We start from the raw sequence: 20532 nt of genomic DNA, 5'->3' as shown, positions 1-20532 counted from the left end.
TTCGTCTTGTTACTAAGACAAATAATAATATTGAGAAGGATTAATCGCTAAGCTTTTAATCCTTCTGACTACATTCTCATCTCTTATCCCAAGCTCTGGTTAAGATATTAAAATGGATGCTGACTAAAAAACGTCATCTCGACTTGGCTATAAGGATGGGTAATTGTGAGCGATTGCGCATGCAGGTTTAACCGTTTACTGGCACTAATTGTTTCGGTATCGCCATAAAACTCATCGCCTAAAATGGCATGGCCAAGCGCCAACATATGAACCCTAAGCTGATGAGTGCGGCCAGTATGAGGTTTAAGTTCCATCAGCGTTGACTGCGTCCTATGTTCAAGTACCTGGAAGTAGGTTAACGCAGCTTTGCCTGAATCTGTAAGCATTTGGAATGGTGGTGAATCAGGATTAGGTCCTAGGGCAAAGTTCACTTTACCTTGTTGTTCACCCACGTGGCCAATCACTTCAGCAATGTACACTTTTTTGGCCTGGCGATTTTGAAACTGAATTTTTAAATGTGATTCCGCTTTTTTAGTACGAGCAAAAATCATGATCCCAGAAGTATCACAATCTAAACGATGGATCAAAATCGCTTCAGGATAGCATCGTTGCAAACGGGTTATGGCCGTATCGTGTGTGTCAGGTGAACGCCCTGGATTTGATAATAGGCCTGAAGGCTTATTGATGACGATAATGTCACGGTCTTTATAGCGTATGTCCAACCACGGAATTGAGGGTGGTTGATAAGTAAAGATGTGCATTATAAAGTGTCTCTCTAATTGTGTCTGATTCAGGTATTGATGTGGCGAAACGTTAATCTCGCGAGTACTCATGTTGCGGATACTAACAAAGTTTTACTGATAACCAAAAACCAATTATTCGACTGAATAATGCTGTTTGGTTATGGCGGCTTTACCAGGTCGCTAACCATAACCGTAATGACATTCCCCAACTGCTTGTTACGCCAGAGGTAACAAAGCGAATATTGTTTTCAGTATCAACGATATAAATAGCAGGCAATGCCATGGCGCCCCATTGTTGGCTTAATAACATTGTTTGATGCTGATTGATGACATCAAAATGATAATGATGATGTTGCATAAAGGTGCTGATGTCGTCGTCAGAACCTGAAGCTACTGCAATGGAAACAACCTGATAATCTGGATTAAGATTAACCGAATTCACCATAGGAGAGGTCACTTTACACACCGGACACCAAGTGCCCCAAAAATAGACCAAGGTGGGTTTATTTTGGGTACTGTTCTCTCTGATATGCTGCTGGGCGTCAATTGATGCTGAAGTAAATAATGATATTGGTTTATTGGCGATAGTATATGCGTTAATTGGCATCGCTATGCCTGTTCGCATATCTCGCTGTAGATAACTCGCGATAGCGAACAACACCACCGCAATAACGATTATATCGCGTAGACTCGTTAGCCAAAACCGTTTGGTTTTGAGTGTGTATTTTAGATTAAGTAACCATGACGGCATACGAGATTAATTCCTATAAATACCCTGTGCTAAGGTAAATATGCTGCCGGAGTCTTACGACTATAAAGCCTGCTATAGGCCATTAACTGTGGATAAAAGGTTCTAAATGCAATCTCGATATCAATATAAATCTTATCGATATCTTTAATGGCATGGTCAAAAAGTTCTGGTTTTGATAAACGACGACTGACGCCTTTAATCGCTTGATCTAATCCTTGCCTTGTTTGGTAACTACTAAGCCAATCTTGCTGGATAATTTGTGGCGCAATGGCCTGTAACGTCGGAGGTAGTTCAAGTGTAGTACTAAGCTGGTGGTATGCTTTTTGGCAAAATTCATCTAATGGCTGATGATGATACTCTTCCCAATAAAATGCTAAGTAATGATCAAATACTAAGTCTACTAATATCGGTGCAACACGACGTGAGGTTTTAGGAAACAGCTTGAGCAGGTCGATAATAATTTCATGACTATCAGTAATTTGGTCTATTTGTCGATGAAGCCATATCCCTTGTTGCAGATGTTTTGGATGTTGCTCTATGTTACCTTTCGCGAAATCACCCGACAAATTAGCTACTAGGTGAGTATCGCTGATGTCGGCTAAATGTAAGTGAGCTAAAAAGTTCATAAATTGTACTTCTAATTTTATTATTTTACAGTATGATACTAGCCGTTTGTAACAAAGCGTTACAAAGTGGCAAGTGAGTGGTGTTAATCATAACGTTTTATAGATAAATGTCATGGAGTATTGAGCTTCGTATCATTGTGATGCGTATATGTAACTGCTTTTTAAAGGTTATAGGATTAATTTAGGGATCAAGGATGATGAAAGACTGGATTAAAAAGTTATTGGGTAAGCCAGCTGCACCAAAAAGAAATAAAGTACACATCGACATGCGTTATGAAGAACATTCATATAAATCGGACCAAACCTTTGACTCTGCCAAGTCAGATACTATTGAACTGGACGATATCGACACCGAGTCGATAGAACAAAAGCCGACAAAATAATCACCAAACTTGATCTTAACCCGCAGTCGCCATAGACTAGCGGCCGTTTTTACTGTTGAGATCATACTATGCGTGTTGCAGATTTTTCATTCGACCTACCTGATGAGCTGATTGCTCGCTATCCGACAGCACTACGCAATGCTTCGCGTTTACTCACATTAAGTGGCGAAAACGGTGAGCTTGCCGACAAAAAGTTTACTGATTTATTCAATCTGATCAATCCTGGAGACTTGATGGTGTTTAATAACACCCGAGTTATACCTGCGCGTTTATTTGGTCAAAAGTCGACTGGCGGTAAGCTTGAGATTCTCGTTGAACGTATGCTCGACGATAAACGTATTCTAGCCCATGTTCGCAGTTCAAAATCGCCTAAAGTGGATACGATTATCGACTTAGACGGCGGCTACCAAATGAAAATGTTGGTTCGTCACGATGCTTTGTTTGAGCTTGAGTTACTGTCTGATAAAACCATATTAGAAGTCCTTGAAGACGTTGGCCATATGCCACTGCCTCCTTACATTGATCGTCCAGATGAAGATGCTGATAAAGAACGTTATCAAACAGTGTACAACCAAACGCCAGGCGCAGTAGCAGCACCTACAGCAGGCTTACACTTTGATGATGCAATGCTAGCCGATTTAAAAGCCAAAGGGGTTAATATTGCCTTTGTGACTTTGCATGTCGGTGCCGGTACATTCCAGCCTGTACGAGTAGATAATGTGCTTGAGCACAAGATGCATTCAGAATGGGCTAATGTGCCACAAGAGGTTGTTGACCTAATAGCGCTTACTAAAGCGGCTGGACATCGTGTTGTTGCCGTCGGCACAACATCAGTGCGTTCATTAGAAAGCGCTGCACGCGCGAGTGGAGAAGGTCCGCTTGAAGCCTTTAGTGGTGATACTGATATCTTTATTTACCCAGGTTTTCAATTTAAAGTTGTTGATGCCATGGTCACTAATTTTCATTTACCAGAATCAACATTAATCATGCTGTTGAGTGCTTTTGCAGGTTATGAAGCGGTCATGAAGGCTTATCAACATGCGATTACGCAAAAATATCGCTTTTTTAGCTATGGCGATGCGATGTTTGTGACGAAAAAAGCCCCGTAGGCAATGAATTTGATTTAAAATACTCGCCCACAATAGTGGGCGTTTTTTTGATTTAATGTGTCAGTAACCTTGAAGCATTAAAATTTGCCCTCATTACTATAGAAACTAAACGAGTCAGACTGTTTATCTGGCAAGGTGATTTATGAAATTTGAATTAGATACAACTGATGGTCGTGCACGTCGCGGACGTCTTATTTTTGATCGTGGCACTGTAGAAACACCAGCATTTATGCCTGTTGGAACTTACGGTACGGTAAAAGGTATGACGCCTGAAGAAGTGCGCGCTACTGGTGCCGACATTTTATTGGGCAACACCTTCCATTTATGGTTGCGTCCTGGCGAAGAGATCATGCGTAAACACGGTGATTTGCACGACTTTATGAATTGGCAGCGTCCTATTTTAACTGACTCGGGTGGATTCCAAGTTTTTAGTTTAGGTGACATTCGAAAAATCACTGAAGAAGGTGTGCATTTCCGTTCACCGATCAATGGTGAAAAGATTTTCTTAGACCCAGAAAAATCAATGCAAATTCAGGATTCTTTAGGATCTGACGTGGTGATGATTTTTGATGAATGTACACCGTATCCAGCGACACATGACGAAGCACGTAAGTCGATGCAAATGTCACTGCGTTGGGCTAAGCGCTCACGTGATGAGTTTGACCGTTTAGAAAACCCAAACTCTTTGTTTGGCATTATTCAAGGTGGCGTATTTGAAGATTTACGTGACGAGAGTGTAAAGGGTCTTTTAGACATAGGTTTTGATGGTTATGCCGTAGGTGGTTTAGCTGTTGGCGAGCCTAAAGCAGACATGCACCGTATTTTAGAGCATGTTTGTCCGCAAATTCCTGCTGACAAGCCGCGCTATTTAATGGGCGTAGGCAAACCTGAAGATTTAGTCGAAGGTGTTCGTCGTGGTGTGGATATGTTTGACTGTGTAATGCCAACACGTAATGCCCGTAATGGCCATTTATTTACCAGTGAAGGTGTCATTAAAATTCGTAATGCACGTCACCGTGATGACACAGCAACATTAGATCCTAAGTGTGATTGTTACACTTGTAAAAACTATTCACGTGCTTATTTATACCATTTAGATCGTTGTAATGAAATTCTAGGTGCGCGTTTAAACACCATCCATAATTTACGTTATTACCAAATGTTGATGGAAGGTTTGCGCGGCGCAATTGAGACAGGTACATTAGACGCCTTTGTTAAGGAGTTCTATACCAGTTTTGGTCGTGAAGTACCTGAGTTAATCGTTTAATTTTAGCTAATAAGAAGAGAGAACTATGTTTATTTCAAATGCATATGCAAGCCCAATCAGTGGTGTAGCCGGTGGCGAAACCATGCAGTTAATTTTTATGCTAGTCATGTTTGGATTAATCTTTTACTTCATGATTTTCCGTCCACAGTCAAAGCGTGTAAAAGAGCACAAAAACCTAATGGCGTCGATTTCAAAAGGTGATGAAGTGTTAACAAGTGGTGGCATTCTCGGTAAAGTGACCAAAATCGGTGAAGAAAGTGATTATGTGTTATTAGCGATTAATGATAACAACCAAATCACGATTAAAAAGGATTACATCGCAGCGGTATTGCCTAAAGGTTCTATCCAGTCGTTATAAAGCCAAGAGGGCTATGGTGTGTTAAATAAATACCCAATGTGGAAAAACATCATGGTGATGCTTGTCATCGCCATTGGTAGTTTTTATGCAATACCAAATTTGTTTGGTGAAGATCATGCAGTGCAGATTGTCGCAACTCGCGGCGCAGAAGTGACTGCATCGACACAAACGACTGTGGTTGATTTATTAGATAGTCAGGGTATTGCCGTAAAGCGTGCCGAGCTTGAAAATGGTCAGTTATTAGTCCGAGTGCAAAATCCTGAGCAGCAGTTGGTGGCTAAAGAAGCTATCGCTGAGCAGCTTGGTCAGAAATATACCGTTGCGTTAAACTTAGCTCCGGCAACCCCTGAATGGCTTGAAGCTGTTGGTGGGTCGCCGATGAAATTAGGTTTAGATTTACGTGGTGGTGTTCACTTCTTAATGGAAGTGGATATGGGCGAAGCTATTCGTAAAATGGAAGAAGCTAAGATAGCTGATTTCCGTAGCCAGCTTCGTGAAGAAAAAATTCGTTATGCTGGTATTCGTAAAACCCCTAAAGGAATTGCGATTAAGTTTCGAGATGCTGAAACTGTTGACCAAGCTGAGACTTATTTAAAAACTCGCAGCAATGACATGACCTATACCGACGCGAGTAGCGGTAATGAGTTTATGCTTCTTGCTACCATGAGTGATGCTTATCTTAAGCAAATTAAGGAAGAAGCATTACAGCAAAACATTACCACTATTCGTAACCGTGTTAACGAGTTGGGTGTTGCTGAGCCTGTAGTACAACGTCAAGGCGCTGAGCGCATTATTGTTGAACTGCCTGGTGTACAAGACACAGCTCGTGCAAAAGAAATTTTAGGTGCTACGGCATCGATTGAATTTCGTATGGTTGACGATAAAGCCGACGTAAGTGCAGCTGCAAATGGTCGTGTTCCAGCAGGTGCAGAAGTGTACCAACGCCGTGAAGGCGGGATTGCCGTATTGAAAAAAGAAGTGATGCTAACGGGTGATCATATCACTGGTGCACAACCTACTTTTGATGAATACAGCCGTCCACAGGTAGCGATTAATCTTGACGCGAAAGGCGGCTCGATTTTCTCTAACGTCACCAAAGACAATATCGGTAAACCAATGGCAACATTGTTTATCGAATATAAAGACAGTGGTACACGTAATCCTGATGGCACAGTGAAAATGACTCGTATTGAAGAGGTTATTTCAGTTGCGACGATTCAGGCTCGTTTAGGTCGTAATTTTGTCATTACCGGTCTTGAGCATACTGAAGCACAAAGCCTAGCGTTATTATTACGTGCAGGAGCGTTGATCGCGCCAGTGACCATTGTGGAAGAAAGAACTATTGGCCCAAGCTTAGGTGCTGAAAACATCCAAAACGGTGTTCAAGCGATGATTTGGGGCATGGTTGTTGTTCTTGTATTTATGATGGTTTACTACCGTGCATTTGGTTTTATTGCCAACCTTGCATTGATGGCAAACTTAATTATGGTTGTTGGTGTGATGTCTATGATCCCAGGTGCGGTATTAACCTTGCCAGGTATTGCGGGCATGGTATTAACGGTGGGCATGGCGGTTGACGGTAACGTACTTATTTTTGAACGTATCCGTGAAGAACTTCTTGGCGGTCGCAGCGTACAACAAGCTATCCATGAAGGTTATGGTAATGCTTTTTCAACCATTGCAGATGCTAACATCACCACTTTTATGACAGCGTTAATCTTGTTTGCTGTCGGTACCGGTGCGGTTAAAGGCTTTGCTGTTACCTTAATGATAGGTATCGCGACTTCGATGTTTACAGCCATAGTTGGCACACGCTCAATCGTGAATGCGGTTTGGGGTGGTAAGCGCGTTAAGTCATTGTCTATCTAAGGGAGAAGTTGAATATGTTGCAAATATTTTCAGTAAAGAAAACAGTCGACTTCCTTCGTCATGCACTTCCTATTAGTGTAATGTCGTTGATCTTAGTTATTGCTTCTTTTGTATCGCTAGGCGTACAAGGCATTAACTGGGGCTTAGACTTTACCGGCGGTACGGTTGTTGAAATGGAGTTTTCAGCACCTGTTGACTTGAATGCTTTACGTGCGACCATGACCACAGCGGAAGCTGAAGGTGCGGTAGTACAGAACTTTGGTTCAAGCCGCGATATATTGGTGCGTTTACCGGTAAGAAATGAGTTAAAAAGTGATGTCCAGGTTGCAGCAGTATTAACTGCTGCGCAGTCAATTGATTCAGGCGTGATTCAAAAGCGTGTTGAGTTTGTTGGGCCACAAGTAGGTAAGGAATTAGCGGAGCAGGGTGGCTTAGCCGTTATTGTTGCTTTAATCTGTATTCTTATCTATGTATCATTTCGTTTTGAATGGCGTTTAGCTGCAGGTTCTGTAGCGGCGCTAGCCCATGACGTTATTGTGACCTTAGGGGTATTTTCGGTATTACAGCTTGAGTTTGACTTGACCGTATTGGCAGGTTTATTAACAGTTGTAGGTTACTCACTTAACGATACCATCGTAGTGTATGACCGTATCCGTGAAAACTTCCTTAAAATGCGTAAAGGCACCCCTGTAGAGATTGTGAATACCTCAATCACTCAGACCATGAGTCGTACTGTTATTACTACAGGTACTACATTAATTACCGTTATTGCGCTGTTTTTAAAAGGCGGCACAATGATCCATGGTTTTGCGACTGCATTGCTACTCGGTATTTTTGTTGGTACATACTCATCGATTTACGTGGCAAGTTATTTAGCCATTAAATTGGGTATCAACCGTGAGCACATGTTACCGGTAGAGATTGAGAAAGAAGGTGCTGATCAGCCTTCAATGATGCCTTAATAAGTATTATTAATCTTAATCGCTAAAAAGAAACCCCAGCTTGCTGGGGTTTCTTTTTATGCCTTAGTTATGTTCTGTTGTTCTGCTAAATGCACTTCACAGGCAGCCATCAAAGTTTTGTGCCATTGGGTTTGTGGGTCGATCATCAGCGCTTCCCACCCATCACTGCCGAGTATATCAACACTGATAAACATCAGTGAAGTTACCATCATCTTCCCAGATACTCTAAATGTACCGATATTAGTCTCTAAACGAGAAATGGTTATTTTAGTCATGATGCAAAGTGATGAGGTAATCTGCTTGGCCGTTTTCGGTTGAGGTAAACTCACCGTGGCCGATAAATTGATGCAAGTTATCGGTACCCGAGTCAGCTATTACATTGAATTGGCTTTGTGCAACACCTTGCGAAAATACCCCATTATGTTGTAACACTATGGTGCCGGATATTTCTGGCGTGTTTATGGTTAAGTGCTCCATTCCGACAAATACCGCAGCCTCCCCATTTTGATATGACATTACATAGCGAATTTGAGCTGAACCATTGATATCACCAGAATACGTTTGGGTAATTTCGGCAATGGTTTGTTTGCTGTTATTGTCGTGTTCAGCATATGCCGATTCATTCCAAGCGGTGATTTGAAATACACCTTTTAAGACTATTTTTGTCATGTAGAGCCCTGCTTATGATGTTATTAAATACGAAGAGTTCATATAAAGTTAACATAATCATTGTCTATGACAAATGTCCAATTTATAAACAACACTCGACAGATTTTGGTAGAGGCAGTAGGATGAAACAAATTTGCCAGCAAGAGCAATGCAGTAGGATAACGCATGGAACAACGAAAAGTATTATTAGCCGGTGGTAATTTACTGCAGGCTCACACATGGAAAGGGCTACTGGAAACCAGTGGAATTGAAGTTGATCTTAAAGGTGAAGCACTCATTGGTGGTGTAGGCGGTTTACCGATTGAAATGCAAACGGTAGAATTATGGGTAGCAGACAATCAACTTGTCACTGCGCAAACCTTACTCGATTCACTCGATATTGAACAGCCTCAATGGCAATGTGTCCAATGCCATGAAATAAACGAAGGCAGTTTTGAATTGTGTTGGCAATGTAGTTCGCAAAGAAGTGAAATGCATAACGAATAAACCCGTATGATGGTTTTTTAACGTTGAAAGCCATCTTTCATGACCACATATTATTCAACATAAACGGGGTTTAATCGCGACGTAAATATTAGACGAAAAGTGTCTAAGTCAATTTACGTTTAGTAATAAAGAGCCTAGTTTATAAATATGCGCCCGTTTAGTTGAGCCACTAGGATTGCATATGTGGCTTATTTTGGCGCAATTAGCGCTTATTTATGTAAATGACACCATCATAAACTCCTCGTTATAGTAAATTGCCACTAACTGCAGCAAAATTGCTTTCAAAAATCCAATAGACTCTAATGATTAAACTACTTTTAGGTTTATGACGTATGTAGTGCTAATTTGTCACAAATGAGTGATTTAACTAACTTAAGGAAACGCTATGCAACCCTCTCCAGCATTCGCCAGTTTGGTCGATTCTGTTATGCCACATGTTAGCTTGTTAACCATTGAGCAATATCAACAACAAGATCAATGGCAATTAATTGATGTGCGAGAAGATAACGAATGGTTACAAGGGCATTTACCTAATGCAAAACACCTCAGTCGTGGCATTATTGAACGTGATATAGAGCATCGTTTTCCGGATAAAAATACTCCAATATTACTTTATTGTGGCGCAGGCCAGCGTGCAGCATTATCTGCCTATAATTTACAACTTATGGGTTATACGCAAGTCGCCTCAATGGTTGGTGGCTACCGTGCTTGGATACAACATCAATTCCCTATCGTTGAAGACTGAGTAGATTAATGCAATATTTCCCTTTGTTTGTCGATACTCAAGGTTTGAAAGTCTTATTGGTTGGTGCTGGTGAAGTTGCCACACGTAAACTCGATTTGTTGTCTCGTACGGATGCTCATATTCATGTCATAGCGCCGACGGTTGCCAATGATATTGAAAACTATTATACGCAGGGGCTGATCCAGCTGTCTCGTCGTGAAGTATGTGCTGATGATATTGCCAATGTGGATATCATTTACCTTGCTACAGCCGATGAGCAATTGAATATGGATTTTGCGCAGTTGGCCACAGAGCGGGGGATTTGGGTGAATGTGGTCGATAATCCTAAATTTTGTCGATTTATTACGCCTTCGATAGTGGATAGAGGCCGGTTAGTGGTTGCGATAAGTACAGCTGGTGCCGCACCTGTTTTCGCTCGAACCATCCGTTCACGCCTCGAAACTATGCTACCGTCATCATTAGCGCCTTTATTTGATTTTGTTGCCAGCAAGCGCGAGGAAGTACAACATAAATTATTAGCAGGCAAAGATAGACGTTTATTTTGGGAACGTTTTTTTACCACTAACCAAGATAAATTCGATGCATTAACAGAACAACGTTACCTTGAGTCTTTTGAAGACTTTAGTGTTAAAGGTGAGATTCTTTTGTTAACCGAGGATACGCCGGCACATTTACTCCCTATTGCAGCAATGCCGCTATTACAGGCATTAGACGTGGTTTACAGTGATAGTGCCCTTGATAGTGAGATTAATGAATTATTAAGGCGAGACGCAAGCAGAGAAGCTGTGCCATTGTTAAGTGATATCACTCATCAATATGAACATGGATCTCGTATGTTGATAGTGTCTTCTGTTGCAAAAGTCGCCCAGTTAAGTGCGCATTTTCCAATGGCTAAACATCTACGCCCTGGCGCTATTTAACCGGATAAGTACGATGTCCTATTATGCCGAGTCTACTTTGTAGTAGACTCGGTTTTTTTATACTTGTTGGAACCTTTTATGGCTGCTAAAGCTACCGTTTTTAAAGTCTCGCTGCAGATTGCAGATATGGACCGTCATTATTATGCCGATCATCAGTTTACCTTAGCCCAACATCCGTCCGAAACCGATACGCGCATGATGGTGCGTTTACTGGCATTTGCCATTAATGCATCCGAAACTTTAGTGTTTAGTAAAGGGTTATGTGTTGATGATGAAGCTGAACTTTGGGATAAAAATCTGAGTGGTGAAATCGATCTTTGGGTTGAGTTTGGTCAAGCTGATGAGAAATGGCTTAGAAAAGCCTGTGGTCGGTCAAAACACGTTATTCTTTATACTTATGGTGGCCGAAGTGTGCCTATTTGGTGGCAGCAGAACCAGCAAGCGTTTGCTCGCTACGATAATTTAACTGTGATTAATTTTCCAGAAGATGCGGTGAAACAAATGGATGTATTTGTTAATCGAAATATGGCGTTACAAGTTAGTCTTAGCGAAGGGCAAGTGTGGTTGTCGGATGCAAATAATAGCGTGTTAATAGAGCCTGAAACGTTAAAGTAGTGGTATTTACGTTATTTGGGTTGCTATCACATTTTGCTATCACATTTCGCTATCATAATTACGATCACAGTAAAGTGAATTTAACCTTAATTTATCAAAAATTAATTAAATTTAATCAAATGGGTCTTGTACTAATAAAATCACAGGCAGATAATCAAATCATGCAGTGAACATCACAATAAATTATAAATCATTAATAAATATGATGTTTCACGTTTCGCGATGGTTGTTGATTAAGGATGTTATTGTGAAGAAATTAGCCCTATACCCAGTAGAAAAAATTGATGAATTAACTTCACCAGAAGCCCATGAAGATATCTCAGTACTATCTTCAGCGTTAAATGTGTTTACTGATTTTAAGAAAGTGACGCCTATGGTGATAGAATCGAGCACGTCGGCGGTTAAGGTCGAGCACTTAATGCAGAAGTCGCATGTACGTCTTAAATTAGTCATAGATGATAAAGATAAGTTTATTGGCCTAATCAGCTTTGAGTCTTTACATAATCAAGAAATATTAAAACGTGTTGCAGCTGGTCATCAGCGTGAGCATTTAAGTGTTGCAGATTTTATGATCCCTAAAGAAGATCTGAAAGCGATTGATTTTGAAGATTTAAGTTATGCTCGTATTGGTGATGTTATTGAGACATTACAATCAGCAGGACAGCAACATTGTTTAGTGGTTGACCGATCTAATCATGCTATTCGTGGTGTGCTATCTGCTAATGATATTGCTCGTCGATTAAAGCTTGCTGTCGATGTGAGTACACCAAACTCATTTGCATCTATATTTGAAGTGATTGCCAATATTCAGCAGCCTGCCGTGTTGCAAACAACACAACCTCACTATTAGATTTTTAATTATTAGTCTGCTAACTGTTAAAAAGTTAATCCATCAGAAATAAAAATAGCCACATAATGTGGCTATTTTTGTAATCAACGAAATAATATTACTGGAAGCTTAAGCTCCAAGTATCAATATATCCAGTATCTTGTCTCGCATTATCAACTGCTTTTAATGTCCATACACCACTTGATTCTACACCTGCCATATTAGCCGTATAAGTTTGGGTTAGGTTATCGGTTCCACCACCAGTGTTGTTATGCAGTACAACAGTTTGACCTGTTGGGCTAACTAACTGGATTTTTAAATCACCAATATAAGTATGAATAATTCCAATAGACACTGATACCGTTCCTGAATTGCCAGTGCGGCTAACAGTAATAGGGCTAGTGATACCACTAGTGTTGTTGTCTGGAATCGTATAATTTCCGGTATTGTTGTAGCTCGCTGGGCCGCCTGTGTTGCTGCCACCAGTGCTACCAGCGGTGTAGTTAGCCACTAAATTTACACCACTAAATGCACTATAACCTTGTAGCATCACATAGTAAGTACCAGATTGAGGCGTCGCAATTGGGCAAGACTCTGCATTACCACCTTTCCATGGACGACAGTCGTAACTGCTGCTGGTAGGTGATGCGCCATACTGCACATATAAGTCAGCATCGCCAGTGCCACCACTCATAGTGAAGCTTAAGTCTGTCGCGCCTGCAGGAACGTCTAACGAGAAATATAATTCATCGTTTTTAGCGCCAGCTAGGCCCGTTTTTGCCACGCCTTTTTCAAGTACGCTGTCACCAGAGCCTGTACCTGGATCGGTTGGACCATTACATGATTCGTCTAGATAAGCCTTTGCTGCTGTTGCATTAACCATCCCGTAACCAGTTTGGTTATCACGACCGGCAACGCTTAAGTCATCTGCTGTGGCATTTAATGCCGCACGCACTTGGCTGGCGCTACACTCTGGGTGGTAACTCCACACTAATGTTGCTACGCCTGACACATGTGGTGTGGCCATTGAGGTGCCATTGTAATATTCATAATCTCGATTGCCTTGATTACTCACAGTGGCTGACTGACCCAACTTGGCTTTAAGTGCAAGCCCCGTAGCTCGATCAACAGACATCGACGGAATCAGAATTTCACTATTAGCGTCCACTAGGAAAGGATTTTGTAACCCTGGTAGTGCAGTGTTACTGTATACAATGACACCTTTGGCACCGGCTGTTTTACAGGCTTTAACCGAGTTTATTTCAGGGTAACTTGAGCCTTGGTTGCCTACACGCTCAACAAGACAGATTTTATTGGTCATGCTACCGCAATTAAAACTGGTTCCATTTACAGTACATTCCGCTAAGGTTCCTGTTGCACTTGCGTTAATTGGTGCCGAAGTGTAGCTAGTACCTGACGGGGTTAAACGGTTGTGCGGCACTACACCATTGTTAAAGTATGACTGACCGCCAATAGTTATATCGGCTAAACGACCTTCGCCAACGGTAACCGTTGATAGAATTGCCTCGCCAGGACCTGAAATTTCAACTTGGTCTGTATACTGTGAAAAAGCGGCATGATCAAGATTGCTGTCAACCGCAGCAACAGACATTACGCTATCATAAGATGCTGGGTAGCTATAACTACTGTCGCCAGCATTACCTGCCGCTGCAATTAATAGCACCCCATTGTTATAATGAGCATTTAATGCATTACGCTCAGTTGTGGTTGAACCACTGCCACCTAAACTCATTGTGACTACGTTTGCACCACCTGAAGTAACACAGGTATCAATAGCAGCGACTAAAGACGATGAGTAGCCCCATCCGGCTTCGTTAAATACTTTTACAACATGAATATTGGCATTCTGGTTAGGCATAACCCCGACCACACCTTCATTGTTCGCTATTGCGGCAATGGTACCTGCTACGTGAGTACCATGGGCATTATTATTACCTGGTTGATACCAGTTACCTGTACCTGAGTTATTGGTCCCGGTTGCATTGTTACCACTTAAATCATTGTGGCTACGGTCATAACCAGAATCAATAATACAGATAGTGCGATTACCTGCTTGGCTGTCGCTTAACACGGTCGCACCAACAAAGGTTTGTCCCCAAGGTGTTGTCTCCGCAAGCAGTCTACGGGGTAAATCCTCTTCCACGTATTCAACATCTTGACGCAAACGTAATGCTTTAAGAGAGGGAGAATCGAGTTTAACTGAGTAGCTATTACTACGACCTACACGCTTCATTTCTCGTGCCTTTACGCTGTTCAAAGCTCTAAACTGGGTAAATACTTCGTTAGAACGAGGCTCGTAATCCATGCTGTTGTCGGCTTCAACATTCACATTTTGCACAGCGGCATTGCCATTAAGAGTCTGAGCAGCATTATCATTTCTGAACTTAACGATATATCGTTTAGGTAAAGGTGATTGTTGTTCAATCTGTTGATTAGTTGCAGAGAGTTGTGACGGGGTTGGTGCTGCGTTGACTTGAGTTGAAATAGCCAAAGCGAGTGCTGTCATGCTAAGCACGACCGTTGGGTTTTTATGCTTTTTCATATTATCTTCCATGTTAATCAGGGTGGGACGTAATGTCTTTTATAATTATGTTTTACAGATAAGCTATTTTGCCTATCTGTCTAAAAGGTAACCACATTTTTGCCTGGTGTAAACAAGTTGTTAATGTTTGTTGTCAAGTAACTGGTGTTATAGAACGGATTTATTTGAGTTTTTATTCATCAACCATGACTTAACATTCACTTACAACTCGAGTTGGTAGAATGTTATCTTTCGAGCTTTAATGGAGTTAACTTTATGAAAGCGCTTAACTAGAAAGTGCATAAACGGATCCGTTTTATGCTAATAAATAATTATCTAATATTAAATGTAAAAATTTTTTTACAGGAAAAATGTAGGGAGCAAAAGCAGTAAGGTTTATCGTATTGATATGAAGAGGATGCCAATACGATAAACTATTGTATTTAATTAATAAAACCACAGTTGCAAATGTGTGGTTTTAGATTATTAGTGAGGTTATCGTGCTGATATTAAGCTATCAAAACCACCCGCATTATAGGTATTGGTGTAACCTTGTTTAACTAATGATTCCTGTGCAATACCACTACGGTTGCCGCTGCGGCAGTAAAGAACCACTTCGGCGTCTGTATCGATATTGAGCTTTGCCAACTCTGGGACGATAATCTCAAATGGAATATTAATCGCACCGTCAATATGTCCAGCAGCAAACTCTTCAGCAGTGCGCACATCAATTAACGTGACACCGCGGTCTATTTTTTTCCAAGCAACGCTAGGCTCTTGCTCTGCAGCCCAAGTAGGCATAAGCGATGCCGCTAATAAGACCAACATCGCTAAGATAGATTGAATAGACAGCAGCATAGATTTTTTAAACACGATAATTTCCTTGTTATTTATTTAAGGCTATTTCAGCTGCAGTTTTGACGCCGAACTTTTTCATTATCATCGCAGCAGGACAAAAGCCTGTAAAAGCACTCTGAAATAGATTAGCGCCGACAAATACAGTAAGCCAGACAAAATGTGGACTAACTGTTGCGGTTAACACAAGAGATAATAAAACCATAAAGCCGGCAAAGGCCATAATATTTCGTTCTAATGACATGTTTAGCTCCTTATTGGGCGATGCCCAGTGAATAATATAATTTTGTTACACATGCTTATGTTTCATTACTGAAAAATACAACACTGGAATCACCACCAAGGTTAAAATAGTTGAGATAAAAATCCCAAATATTAAACTAATGGCTAAACCGTTAAAAATAGGGTCATCAATAATAAATAATGCCCCAATTATTGCTGCTAATGCTGTCAACATAATGGGCTTTGCCCTTACCGCGCCAGAGTGGATAACCGCTTGTTCTAACGGAACGCCTGCGGCAGTTTGTTGATTAATGAAATCAACCAGCAAAATTGAGTTTCGGACAATAATGCCTGCTAGCGCTATCATGCCTATCATAGAAGGAGCCGTGAATTGAGCGCCTAATAAAGCGTGCCCAGGCATAACACCTATGATGGTCAATGGAATGGGCGCCATGATGATTAACGGCACGATATAAGATTTAAATTGACCCACAACAAGTAAGTAAATAGCAATCATACCAACGGCATAAGCAATGCCCATATCGCGGAAGGTTTCATATGTTATTTTCCATTCACCATCCCATAGAATCGACACGTCGGTTAACCCATCAGGTTGATTAACCAAATTTTGTTGAATTGGATAACTAGTGTCACCTTGTTCATTTTGCTGATTAATCTGGCTGACCATATCGAACATGCCATAAAGTGGGCTACCCGTTGGCCCTGCCATATCGGCAATAACCATGATCATAGGCACCATATTTTTATGGATAATGGGTGCATTAATCACTTGTTGTTGCACCTTAACTAATTCAGTTAGCGGTACTGTTTCACCTGATTGAGTCGGTAGGCGTAATAACAAAACTTGCTTTAGATCTACTTTAGCGGCTTCATCAAGCTGTAATCTAATCGGCGTGGGATGAGCTAACTGTGCTTGATGCAAGTAACTGACATCCTTACCATCAACAGCAGTGCTGATCGTATCCACAATACTGGCGTAAGAAACACCCATTAAGCTGGCTTTATTTCGATCAATGATCACTTGCCACTTTTGTTGTTGCGCTGGCAAATATATATCCATATCAACGACGTATTCGGTATCTCTGAAACGTTGCAATAAGTCATTGGCTGCTTGTTCACGTAATTCGGTGTTAGGCGCATAAACCTCAGCAACTATAGGCGACCAAACCGGTGGCCCTGGTGGTACCTCAACAATTTTGATATTGGCTTGATAACGTAGACCAATTTTTTGCAACGGCTCGCGTACAGATGATGCAATGGTATGACTGTCGCGGTCTCGATGTTTTTTATCCACTAGATTGACCTGAATTTCACCGAGTTCTTGGCTGCTGCGTAAAAAATAATGTCGTACTAAGCCATTAAAATTCATAGGTGCATGGGTGCCCGCATACAACTGTAAATGCTCAACTTCTTCCACACTGCTGAGATATTGACTGAGATCTTGTAATACTCTTTGAGTTTGTTCCACAGGGGTGCCTTCAGGCATATCAACCATTACCTGAAACTCAGACTTATTATCAAAAGGCAGCATTTTTAGTACTACAGCTTGCATTACAGGTAAGGCGATAGCGAAGGCAATCAATAATACGATCCCTAAAGCCAAGCCTTTTCGCGCTTTTGGCGCATGTTCGCCGAGTAAAAAAGGACTCATTATTCGCGTAAATAGACGGGTTAATCGATTGTCTTCTTCTACTGGGATACCTGTGTCAGGCGCTTTATTGTTTGAACTATGTATCTTTTTGTGAGGTTTTAACAATATGCGGCTTAACCATGGGGTCATAATAAACGCGATTAATAGCGAAATAATCATTCCCATACTGGCATTAATCGGAATTGGGCTCATGTATGGACCCATTAGTCCAGATACGAACGCCATTGGCAATAGGGCGGCGATAACGGTGAAGGTAGCTAATATCGTTGGCCCACCGACTTCATCAACGGCATGAGGGATGAGCTCGCTTATGGGTTTATCACTCATTGCCATATGCCGATGAATATTCTCTACCACCACGATGGCGTCATCGACCAAGATACCAATGGAGAATATAAGTGCGAACAATGAAATTCGGTTTAGAGTGAATCCCCATGCCCAAGATGCAAATAAGGTTATGGCGAGAGTAATGATAATGGCTACACCAACGACGGCAGACTCACGAAGTCCCATGGTGAAAAATACCAGTAGTACTACCGCAGATGTGGCAAAAATCAATTTGAAAATAAGTGTATTAGATTTATCTCCAGCGGTTTTACCGTAGTTGCGAGAGATAGCGACATTGACATTATTGGGAATTAATACGTTATCGACAGCATCGATTTTAGCTAATACGGCATCTGCAATGTCGACGGCATTTTGCCCCGCCTGTTTACCAATCGCGATGGTTATAGCCGGGTAAGTCCCCTTATCTGTTACGTGCCAAACATGTTGTTTAGGAATATCACTTTTAAGGCTCACATCGGCGACATCAGATAAATAAACTGCACGAGGAAATGGACTTTTCTCCGTTATAGATTCGGGTTGATTAACTTTAATCAGCAGATTATTAACATCATCAGGCGTGCGTAAAAACTGCCCCGCTTGCAGTTTTATTTCTTGATTAAACTGCGTCATCGAGCCGACTGTAGACAGTTGGTTATTATCTTGTAATGTGGCACTAATATCGTTGAACGTTACGCCGAAACTGTTCATCTTGACAGGATCAATACGCACATTTAACACCATCTCGTGGCCACCTTGGCTATAAATTTCTCGAGTACCCGGTATCCGTTTTAGCTCTGTTTCTAGGCCCGATGCGACCAAGGTAAGCTGCTCTGCAGTGATGTTTGGATCTTGAGACCAGAGCGTCAACCCTACTATAGGTACGTCGTCAATACCTCTAGGTTTGATTAACGGCTCACCAATGCCTGCTGCATGGTTAAACTTATCGCTGTTTGAATACAGTTGATTGTACAAATTAACCACAGCTTCATCTCGTGGAACGCCGACGTCAAAAATAGCGATAATGAGTGCGCCATCGGGCTGGGAAAATGAGTACAGGGTATCAATGCCTTTTATTTGAGAAATTATCCGTTCTGCAGGTAAGGTGACCTGATTTTCAACCTCCGTCGGTGTGGCTCCAGGGTAGGGGATAAACACATCAGCAAAAGTCACATCAATTTGAGGTTCTTCTTCTTTGGGGGTAATAATCACCGCAAAAAGGCCGAGTAATAAACCTAGAATAGCCAGTAATGGGGTAATGGCGCTGTGTTGAAATGCTTTTGCTATTGAGCCTGAAAGGCCAAGTTTTATCGATTCATTAGGTGTTGTCATCAGGTTTACTCCTGACCTTTTGCTGCTGAGGACATAATTAAATATCGTCCAGCATTGATAACAATTTCATCGCCTTCCATTAACCCTGATAATACTTCAGCAGTATTATTCTGATGGTCTACTCGGCCGATACGCACTTGGTTAAGCACAATCTTGTCTGAATGTTTACGATACACTGACGTTAAGTCACTGACTTGATGTATGGCCGATAATGGGATCATTAAACTCGTTCGACTAGGGAAGTTAACGACTACCTTAATCCACTGACCTACAATGACGTCTTCCATGTTACTGGCATCAATATTGACTCTGACTTGATGCTGATGAGTTAACGGATCGGCAAATTGATAGACGTTAACATCATTTGAAATGATTTCATCGCCGTTGAACAATTGAACACTCACTTGCTCCTGTTGTTGCACCTGAGCAACGTCTTGCTGGGGAATTTGAAATACAGCTCTAAGGTGTTGAGTATCGTAGCCAGAGAACAACGCTTGGCCGTAAGATATGGTTTCACCTTGTTCGATAAATCGATGGGTCATTCGGCCACTAAAAGGCGCACTCACGACAGTGTAATTTAAACTCTCTTTGGCCTTTATTAACTGTGCTTGAGCAGCACTGACTGCTTGTTTGCTGGATTTTGCTTTTGCAGTGGCTTCATCCATGGCACCTTTTGATATGGCGCCCTTGGGAAACAATGTTTTATAACGAAGATATTGTGCTTGGGCCTCACTGTTTAGCGCTTCTGCTTTAGCGAGATCCGCTTCTGCCCCCGCGTATCCTGCGCCTTGCTCTTTATTGGTGATTTCTAATAATGCAGCGCCTTGTGGGACGAGATCATTCACATCAAAATGAATATTAATAATCCGTCCTGAGGTTTGTGCAGAAATCGTTGCCGCTTTAATTGCTTCAATTTTTGCATCATAAATACGGGGTTGATATTGTTCTGAATACTCTAGCTTTAATGTAGCAACATCAGAGGCTTGCACTGTATAGGATACTATTGTGGCTAGTACCGTTGTTGCGAGAATTGTGCCGAGGAATAAATTATTAGATAAGCGAGACATAGTGATAGCCTAATGTGAAGTCTATAAGAAAATTCTAATGGACTTTGCACCGTTAAGCAACCGATATATTGTAAAATCGTATAGATTAGAACCCTATGATATAAATGGCATAAAAAAACCGCCAATTAACAATAAAAGGCGGCTTGGTTGGAAACTTTTAGCCCGTGGTGAGCGGGCTAAAAAAGG

At 41.4% G+C, this 20532-nt stretch carries 21 protein-coding genes; 11 read left to right on the top strand and 10 right to left on the bottom strand.

What is annotated here, in order from left to right:
• Nucleotides 1-107: 107 nt before the first annotated feature.
• From GUY17_RS14435 to GUY17_RS14425, 3 genes are all read right to left on the bottom strand, one after another.
• Nucleotides 108-761, bottom strand: a complete 654-nt coding sequence (locus GUY17_RS14435) for a pseudouridine synthase (protein WP_101086566.1) — start codon at nucleotides 759-761, stop codon at nucleotides 108-110.
• A gap of 151 nt (nucleotides 762-912) precedes the next feature.
• Nucleotides 913-1494, bottom strand: a complete 582-nt coding sequence (locus GUY17_RS14430) for a protein disulfide oxidoreductase (protein WP_162023548.1) — start codon at nucleotides 1492-1494, stop codon at nucleotides 913-915.
• 29 nt (nucleotides 1495-1523) lie between these two features.
• On the bottom strand, nucleotides 1524-2120 hold the full coding sequence (locus GUY17_RS14425; protein ID WP_011638153.1) for an ACP phosphodiesterase: 597 nt from the start codon (nucleotides 2118-2120) through the stop codon (nucleotides 1524-1526).
• 194 nt (nucleotides 2121-2314) lie between these two features.
• Between GUY17_RS14425 and GUY17_RS14420 the strand changes: the two genes are divergently transcribed.
• The 6 genes from GUY17_RS14420 (at nucleotide 2315) to secF (ending at nucleotide 8068) form a co-directional block, all read left to right on the top strand.
• A complete protein-coding gene (locus GUY17_RS14420; protein ID WP_162023547.1) occupies nucleotides 2315-2503 on the top strand; it encodes a hypothetical protein in 189 nt (62 codons plus the stop codon).
• Nucleotides 2504-2571: 68 nt separating this feature from the next.
• The gene (gene queA, locus GUY17_RS14415; protein ID WP_162023546.1) at nucleotides 2572-3612 is read left to right on the top strand and encodes a tRNA preQ1(34) S-adenosylmethionine ribosyltransferase-isomerase QueA; all 1041 of its coding nucleotides are present in this window, start codon (nucleotides 2572-2574) and stop codon (nucleotides 3610-3612) included.
• Nucleotides 3613-3754: 142 nt separating this feature from the next.
• The gene (gene tgt / locus GUY17_RS14410; protein WP_011638151.1) at nucleotides 3755-4879 is read left to right on the top strand and encodes a tRNA guanosine(34) transglycosylase Tgt; all 1125 of its coding nucleotides are present in this window, start codon (nucleotides 3755-3757) and stop codon (nucleotides 4877-4879) included.
• A 25-nt stretch (nucleotides 4880-4904) separates the two neighbouring features.
• Nucleotides 4905-5237: a preprotein translocase subunit YajC gene (gene yajC, locus GUY17_RS14405; protein WP_011638150.1), complete on the top strand. Its 333-nt coding sequence runs from the start codon at nucleotides 4905-4907 to the stop codon at nucleotides 5235-5237.
• Between the two features lie 18 nt (nucleotides 5238-5255).
• Complete coding sequence (gene secD / locus GUY17_RS14400; RefSeq protein ID WP_162023545.1) at nucleotides 5256-7106, top strand: protein translocase subunit SecD; 1851 nt, start codon at nucleotides 5256-5258, stop codon at nucleotides 7104-7106.
• Between the two features lie 14 nt (nucleotides 7107-7120).
• Nucleotides 7121-8068 carry a protein translocase subunit SecF gene (secF, locus tag GUY17_RS14395; RefSeq protein WP_101086571.1) on the top strand — a complete coding sequence of 316 codons (948 nt, stop codon included), beginning with the start codon at nucleotides 7121-7123 and terminating at the stop codon, nucleotides 8066-8068.
• Between the two features lie 56 nt (nucleotides 8069-8124).
• Here the strand turns inward: secF and GUY17_RS14390 are convergent, their stop codons facing one another.
• Nucleotides 8125-8343, bottom strand: coding sequence for a hypothetical protein (locus GUY17_RS14390; RefSeq protein ID WP_162023544.1), 219 nt, complete (start codon nucleotides 8341-8343; stop codon nucleotides 8125-8127).
• Nucleotides 8336-8737 (bottom strand): DUF3224 domain-containing protein, encoded by a 402-nt coding sequence (locus GUY17_RS14385; RefSeq protein ID WP_101086573.1) that lies wholly within the window; start codon nucleotides 8735-8737, stop codon nucleotides 8336-8338. Before GUY17_RS14385 ends, GUY17_RS14390 begins: the two co-directional genes overlap by 8 nt.
• A gap of 165 nt (nucleotides 8738-8902) precedes the next feature.
• On the opposite strand from GUY17_RS14385, the gene GUY17_RS14380 reads away from it, so the two are divergent.
• From GUY17_RS14380 to GUY17_RS14360, 5 genes are all read left to right on the top strand, one after another.
• Nucleotides 8903-9223: a DUF2007 domain-containing protein gene (locus GUY17_RS14380; RefSeq protein ID WP_101086574.1), complete on the top strand. Its 321-nt coding sequence runs from the start codon at nucleotides 8903-8905 to the stop codon at nucleotides 9221-9223.
• 385 nt (nucleotides 9224-9608) lie between these two features.
• Nucleotides 9609-9968, top strand: coding sequence for a rhodanese-like domain-containing protein (locus GUY17_RS14375; RefSeq protein WP_162023543.1), 360 nt, complete (start codon nucleotides 9609-9611; stop codon nucleotides 9966-9968).
• Between the two features lie 8 nt (nucleotides 9969-9976).
• Nucleotides 9977-10888: a bifunctional precorrin-2 dehydrogenase/sirohydrochlorin ferrochelatase gene (locus tag GUY17_RS14370; protein ID WP_162023542.1), complete on the top strand. Its 912-nt coding sequence runs from the start codon at nucleotides 9977-9979 to the stop codon at nucleotides 10886-10888.
• Nucleotides 10889-10966: 78 nt separating this feature from the next.
• On the top strand, nucleotides 10967-11503 hold the full coding sequence (locus GUY17_RS14365) for a YaeQ family protein (RefSeq protein WP_101086577.1): 537 nt from the start codon (nucleotides 10967-10969) through the stop codon (nucleotides 11501-11503).
• A 247-nt stretch (nucleotides 11504-11750) separates the two neighbouring features.
• The gene (locus tag GUY17_RS14360) at nucleotides 11751-12353 is read left to right on the top strand and encodes a CBS domain-containing protein (protein WP_242445127.1); all 603 of its coding nucleotides are present in this window, start codon (nucleotides 11751-11753) and stop codon (nucleotides 12351-12353) included.
• 97 nt (nucleotides 12354-12450) lie between these two features.
• Here the strand turns inward: GUY17_RS14360 and GUY17_RS14355 are convergent, their stop codons facing one another.
• The 5 genes from GUY17_RS14355 to GUY17_RS14335 all read right to left on the bottom strand — a co-directional run bounded on the left by GUY17_RS14355 (nucleotide 12451) and on the right by GUY17_RS14335 (nucleotide 20346).
• Nucleotides 12451-14895, bottom strand: coding sequence for a S8 family serine peptidase (locus GUY17_RS14355; protein ID WP_162023541.1), 2445 nt, complete (start codon nucleotides 14893-14895; stop codon nucleotides 12451-12453).
• A 474-nt stretch (nucleotides 14896-15369) separates the two neighbouring features.
• Nucleotides 15370-15702: a rhodanese-like domain-containing protein gene (locus tag GUY17_RS14350; RefSeq protein WP_254439933.1), complete on the bottom strand. Its 333-nt coding sequence runs from the start codon at nucleotides 15700-15702 to the stop codon at nucleotides 15370-15372.
• A gap of 58 nt (nucleotides 15703-15760) precedes the next feature.
• The gene (locus tag GUY17_RS14345; protein WP_101086581.1) at nucleotides 15761-15973 is read right to left on the bottom strand and encodes a DUF2892 domain-containing protein; all 213 of its coding nucleotides are present in this window, start codon (nucleotides 15971-15973) and stop codon (nucleotides 15761-15763) included.
• A gap of 45 nt (nucleotides 15974-16018) precedes the next feature.
• Nucleotides 16019-19279, bottom strand: a complete 3261-nt coding sequence (locus tag GUY17_RS14340) for an efflux RND transporter permease subunit (protein ID WP_162023540.1) — start codon at nucleotides 19277-19279, stop codon at nucleotides 16019-16021.
• A 5-nt stretch (nucleotides 19280-19284) separates the two neighbouring features.
• Nucleotides 19285-20346, bottom strand: coding sequence for an efflux RND transporter periplasmic adaptor subunit (locus GUY17_RS14335; RefSeq protein ID WP_162023539.1), 1062 nt, complete (start codon nucleotides 20344-20346; stop codon nucleotides 19285-19287).
• Nucleotides 20347-20532 lie beyond the last annotated feature (186 nt).

It is taken from the genome of Shewanella sp. Arc9-LZ, assembly GCF_010092445.1.
Lineage (GTDB): Bacteria > Pseudomonadota > Gammaproteobacteria > Enterobacterales > Shewanellaceae > Shewanella.
The sequence above is the reverse complement of the archived record's forward strand: the minus strand, read 5'-3'. Positions and strand labels throughout refer to the sequence as shown.

What these genes read in the sequence shown, in the direction of transcription:
- GUY17_RS14435 (WP_101086566.1), bottom strand. Translation starts at nt 761, where the DNA reads ATGCACATCTTTACTTATCAACCACCCTCAATTCCGTGGTTGGACATA.
- GUY17_RS14430 (WP_162023548.1), bottom strand. Translation starts at nt 1,494, where the DNA reads ATGCCGTCATGGTTACTTAATCTAAAATACACACTCAAAACCAAACGG.
- GUY17_RS14425 (WP_011638153.1), bottom strand. Translation starts at nt 2,120, where the DNA reads ATGAACTTTTTAGCTCACTTACATTTAGCCGACATCAGCGATACTCAC.
- GUY17_RS14420 (WP_162023547.1), top strand. Translation starts at nt 2,315, where the DNA reads ATGATGAAAGACTGGATTAAAAAGTTATTGGGTAAGCCAGCTGCACCA.
- queA (WP_162023546.1), top strand. Translation starts at nt 2,572, where the DNA reads ATGCGTGTTGCAGATTTTTCATTCGACCTACCTGATGAGCTGATTGCT.
- tgt (WP_011638151.1), top strand. Translation starts at nt 3,755, where the DNA reads ATGAAATTTGAATTAGATACAACTGATGGTCGTGCACGTCGCGGACGT.
- yajC (WP_011638150.1), top strand. Translation starts at nt 4,905, where the DNA reads ATGTTTATTTCAAATGCATATGCAAGCCCAATCAGTGGTGTAGCCGGT.
- secF (WP_101086571.1), top strand. Translation starts at nt 7,121, where the DNA reads ATGTTGCAAATATTTTCAGTAAAGAAAACAGTCGACTTCCTTCGTCAT.
- GUY17_RS14390 (WP_162023544.1), bottom strand. Translation starts at nt 8,343, where the DNA reads ATGACTAAAATAACCATTTCTCGTTTAGAGACTAATATCGGTACATTT.
- GUY17_RS14385 (WP_101086573.1), bottom strand. Translation starts at nt 8,737, where the DNA reads ATGACAAAAATAGTCTTAAAAGGTGTATTTCAAATCACCGCTTGGAAT.
- GUY17_RS14380 (WP_101086574.1), top strand. Translation starts at nt 8,903, where the DNA reads ATGGAACAACGAAAAGTATTATTAGCCGGTGGTAATTTACTGCAGGCT.
- GUY17_RS14375 (WP_162023543.1), top strand. Translation starts at nt 9,609, where the DNA reads ATGCAACCCTCTCCAGCATTCGCCAGTTTGGTCGATTCTGTTATGCCA.
- GUY17_RS14370 (WP_162023542.1), top strand. Translation starts at nt 9,977, where the DNA reads ATGCAATATTTCCCTTTGTTTGTCGATACTCAAGGTTTGAAAGTCTTA.
- GUY17_RS14365 (WP_101086577.1), top strand. Translation starts at nt 10,967, where the DNA reads ATGGCTGCTAAAGCTACCGTTTTTAAAGTCTCGCTGCAGATTGCAGAT.
- GUY17_RS14355 (WP_162023541.1), bottom strand. Translation starts at nt 14,895, where the DNA reads ATGAAAAAGCATAAAAACCCAACGGTCGTGCTTAGCATGACAGCACTC.
- GUY17_RS14350 (WP_254439933.1), bottom strand. Translation starts at nt 15,702, where the DNA reads ATGTTGGTCTTATTAGCGGCATCGCTTATGCCTACTTGGGCTGCAGAG.
- GUY17_RS14345 (WP_101086581.1), bottom strand. Translation starts at nt 15,973, where the DNA reads ATGTCATTAGAACGAAATATTATGGCCTTTGCCGGCTTTATGGTTTTA.
- GUY17_RS14340 (WP_162023540.1), bottom strand. Translation starts at nt 19,279, where the DNA reads ATGACAACACCTAATGAATCGATAAAACTTGGCCTTTCAGGCTCAATA.
- GUY17_RS14335 (WP_162023539.1), bottom strand. Translation starts at nt 20,346, where the DNA reads ATGTCTCGCTTATCTAATAATTTATTCCTCGGCACAATTCTCGCAACA.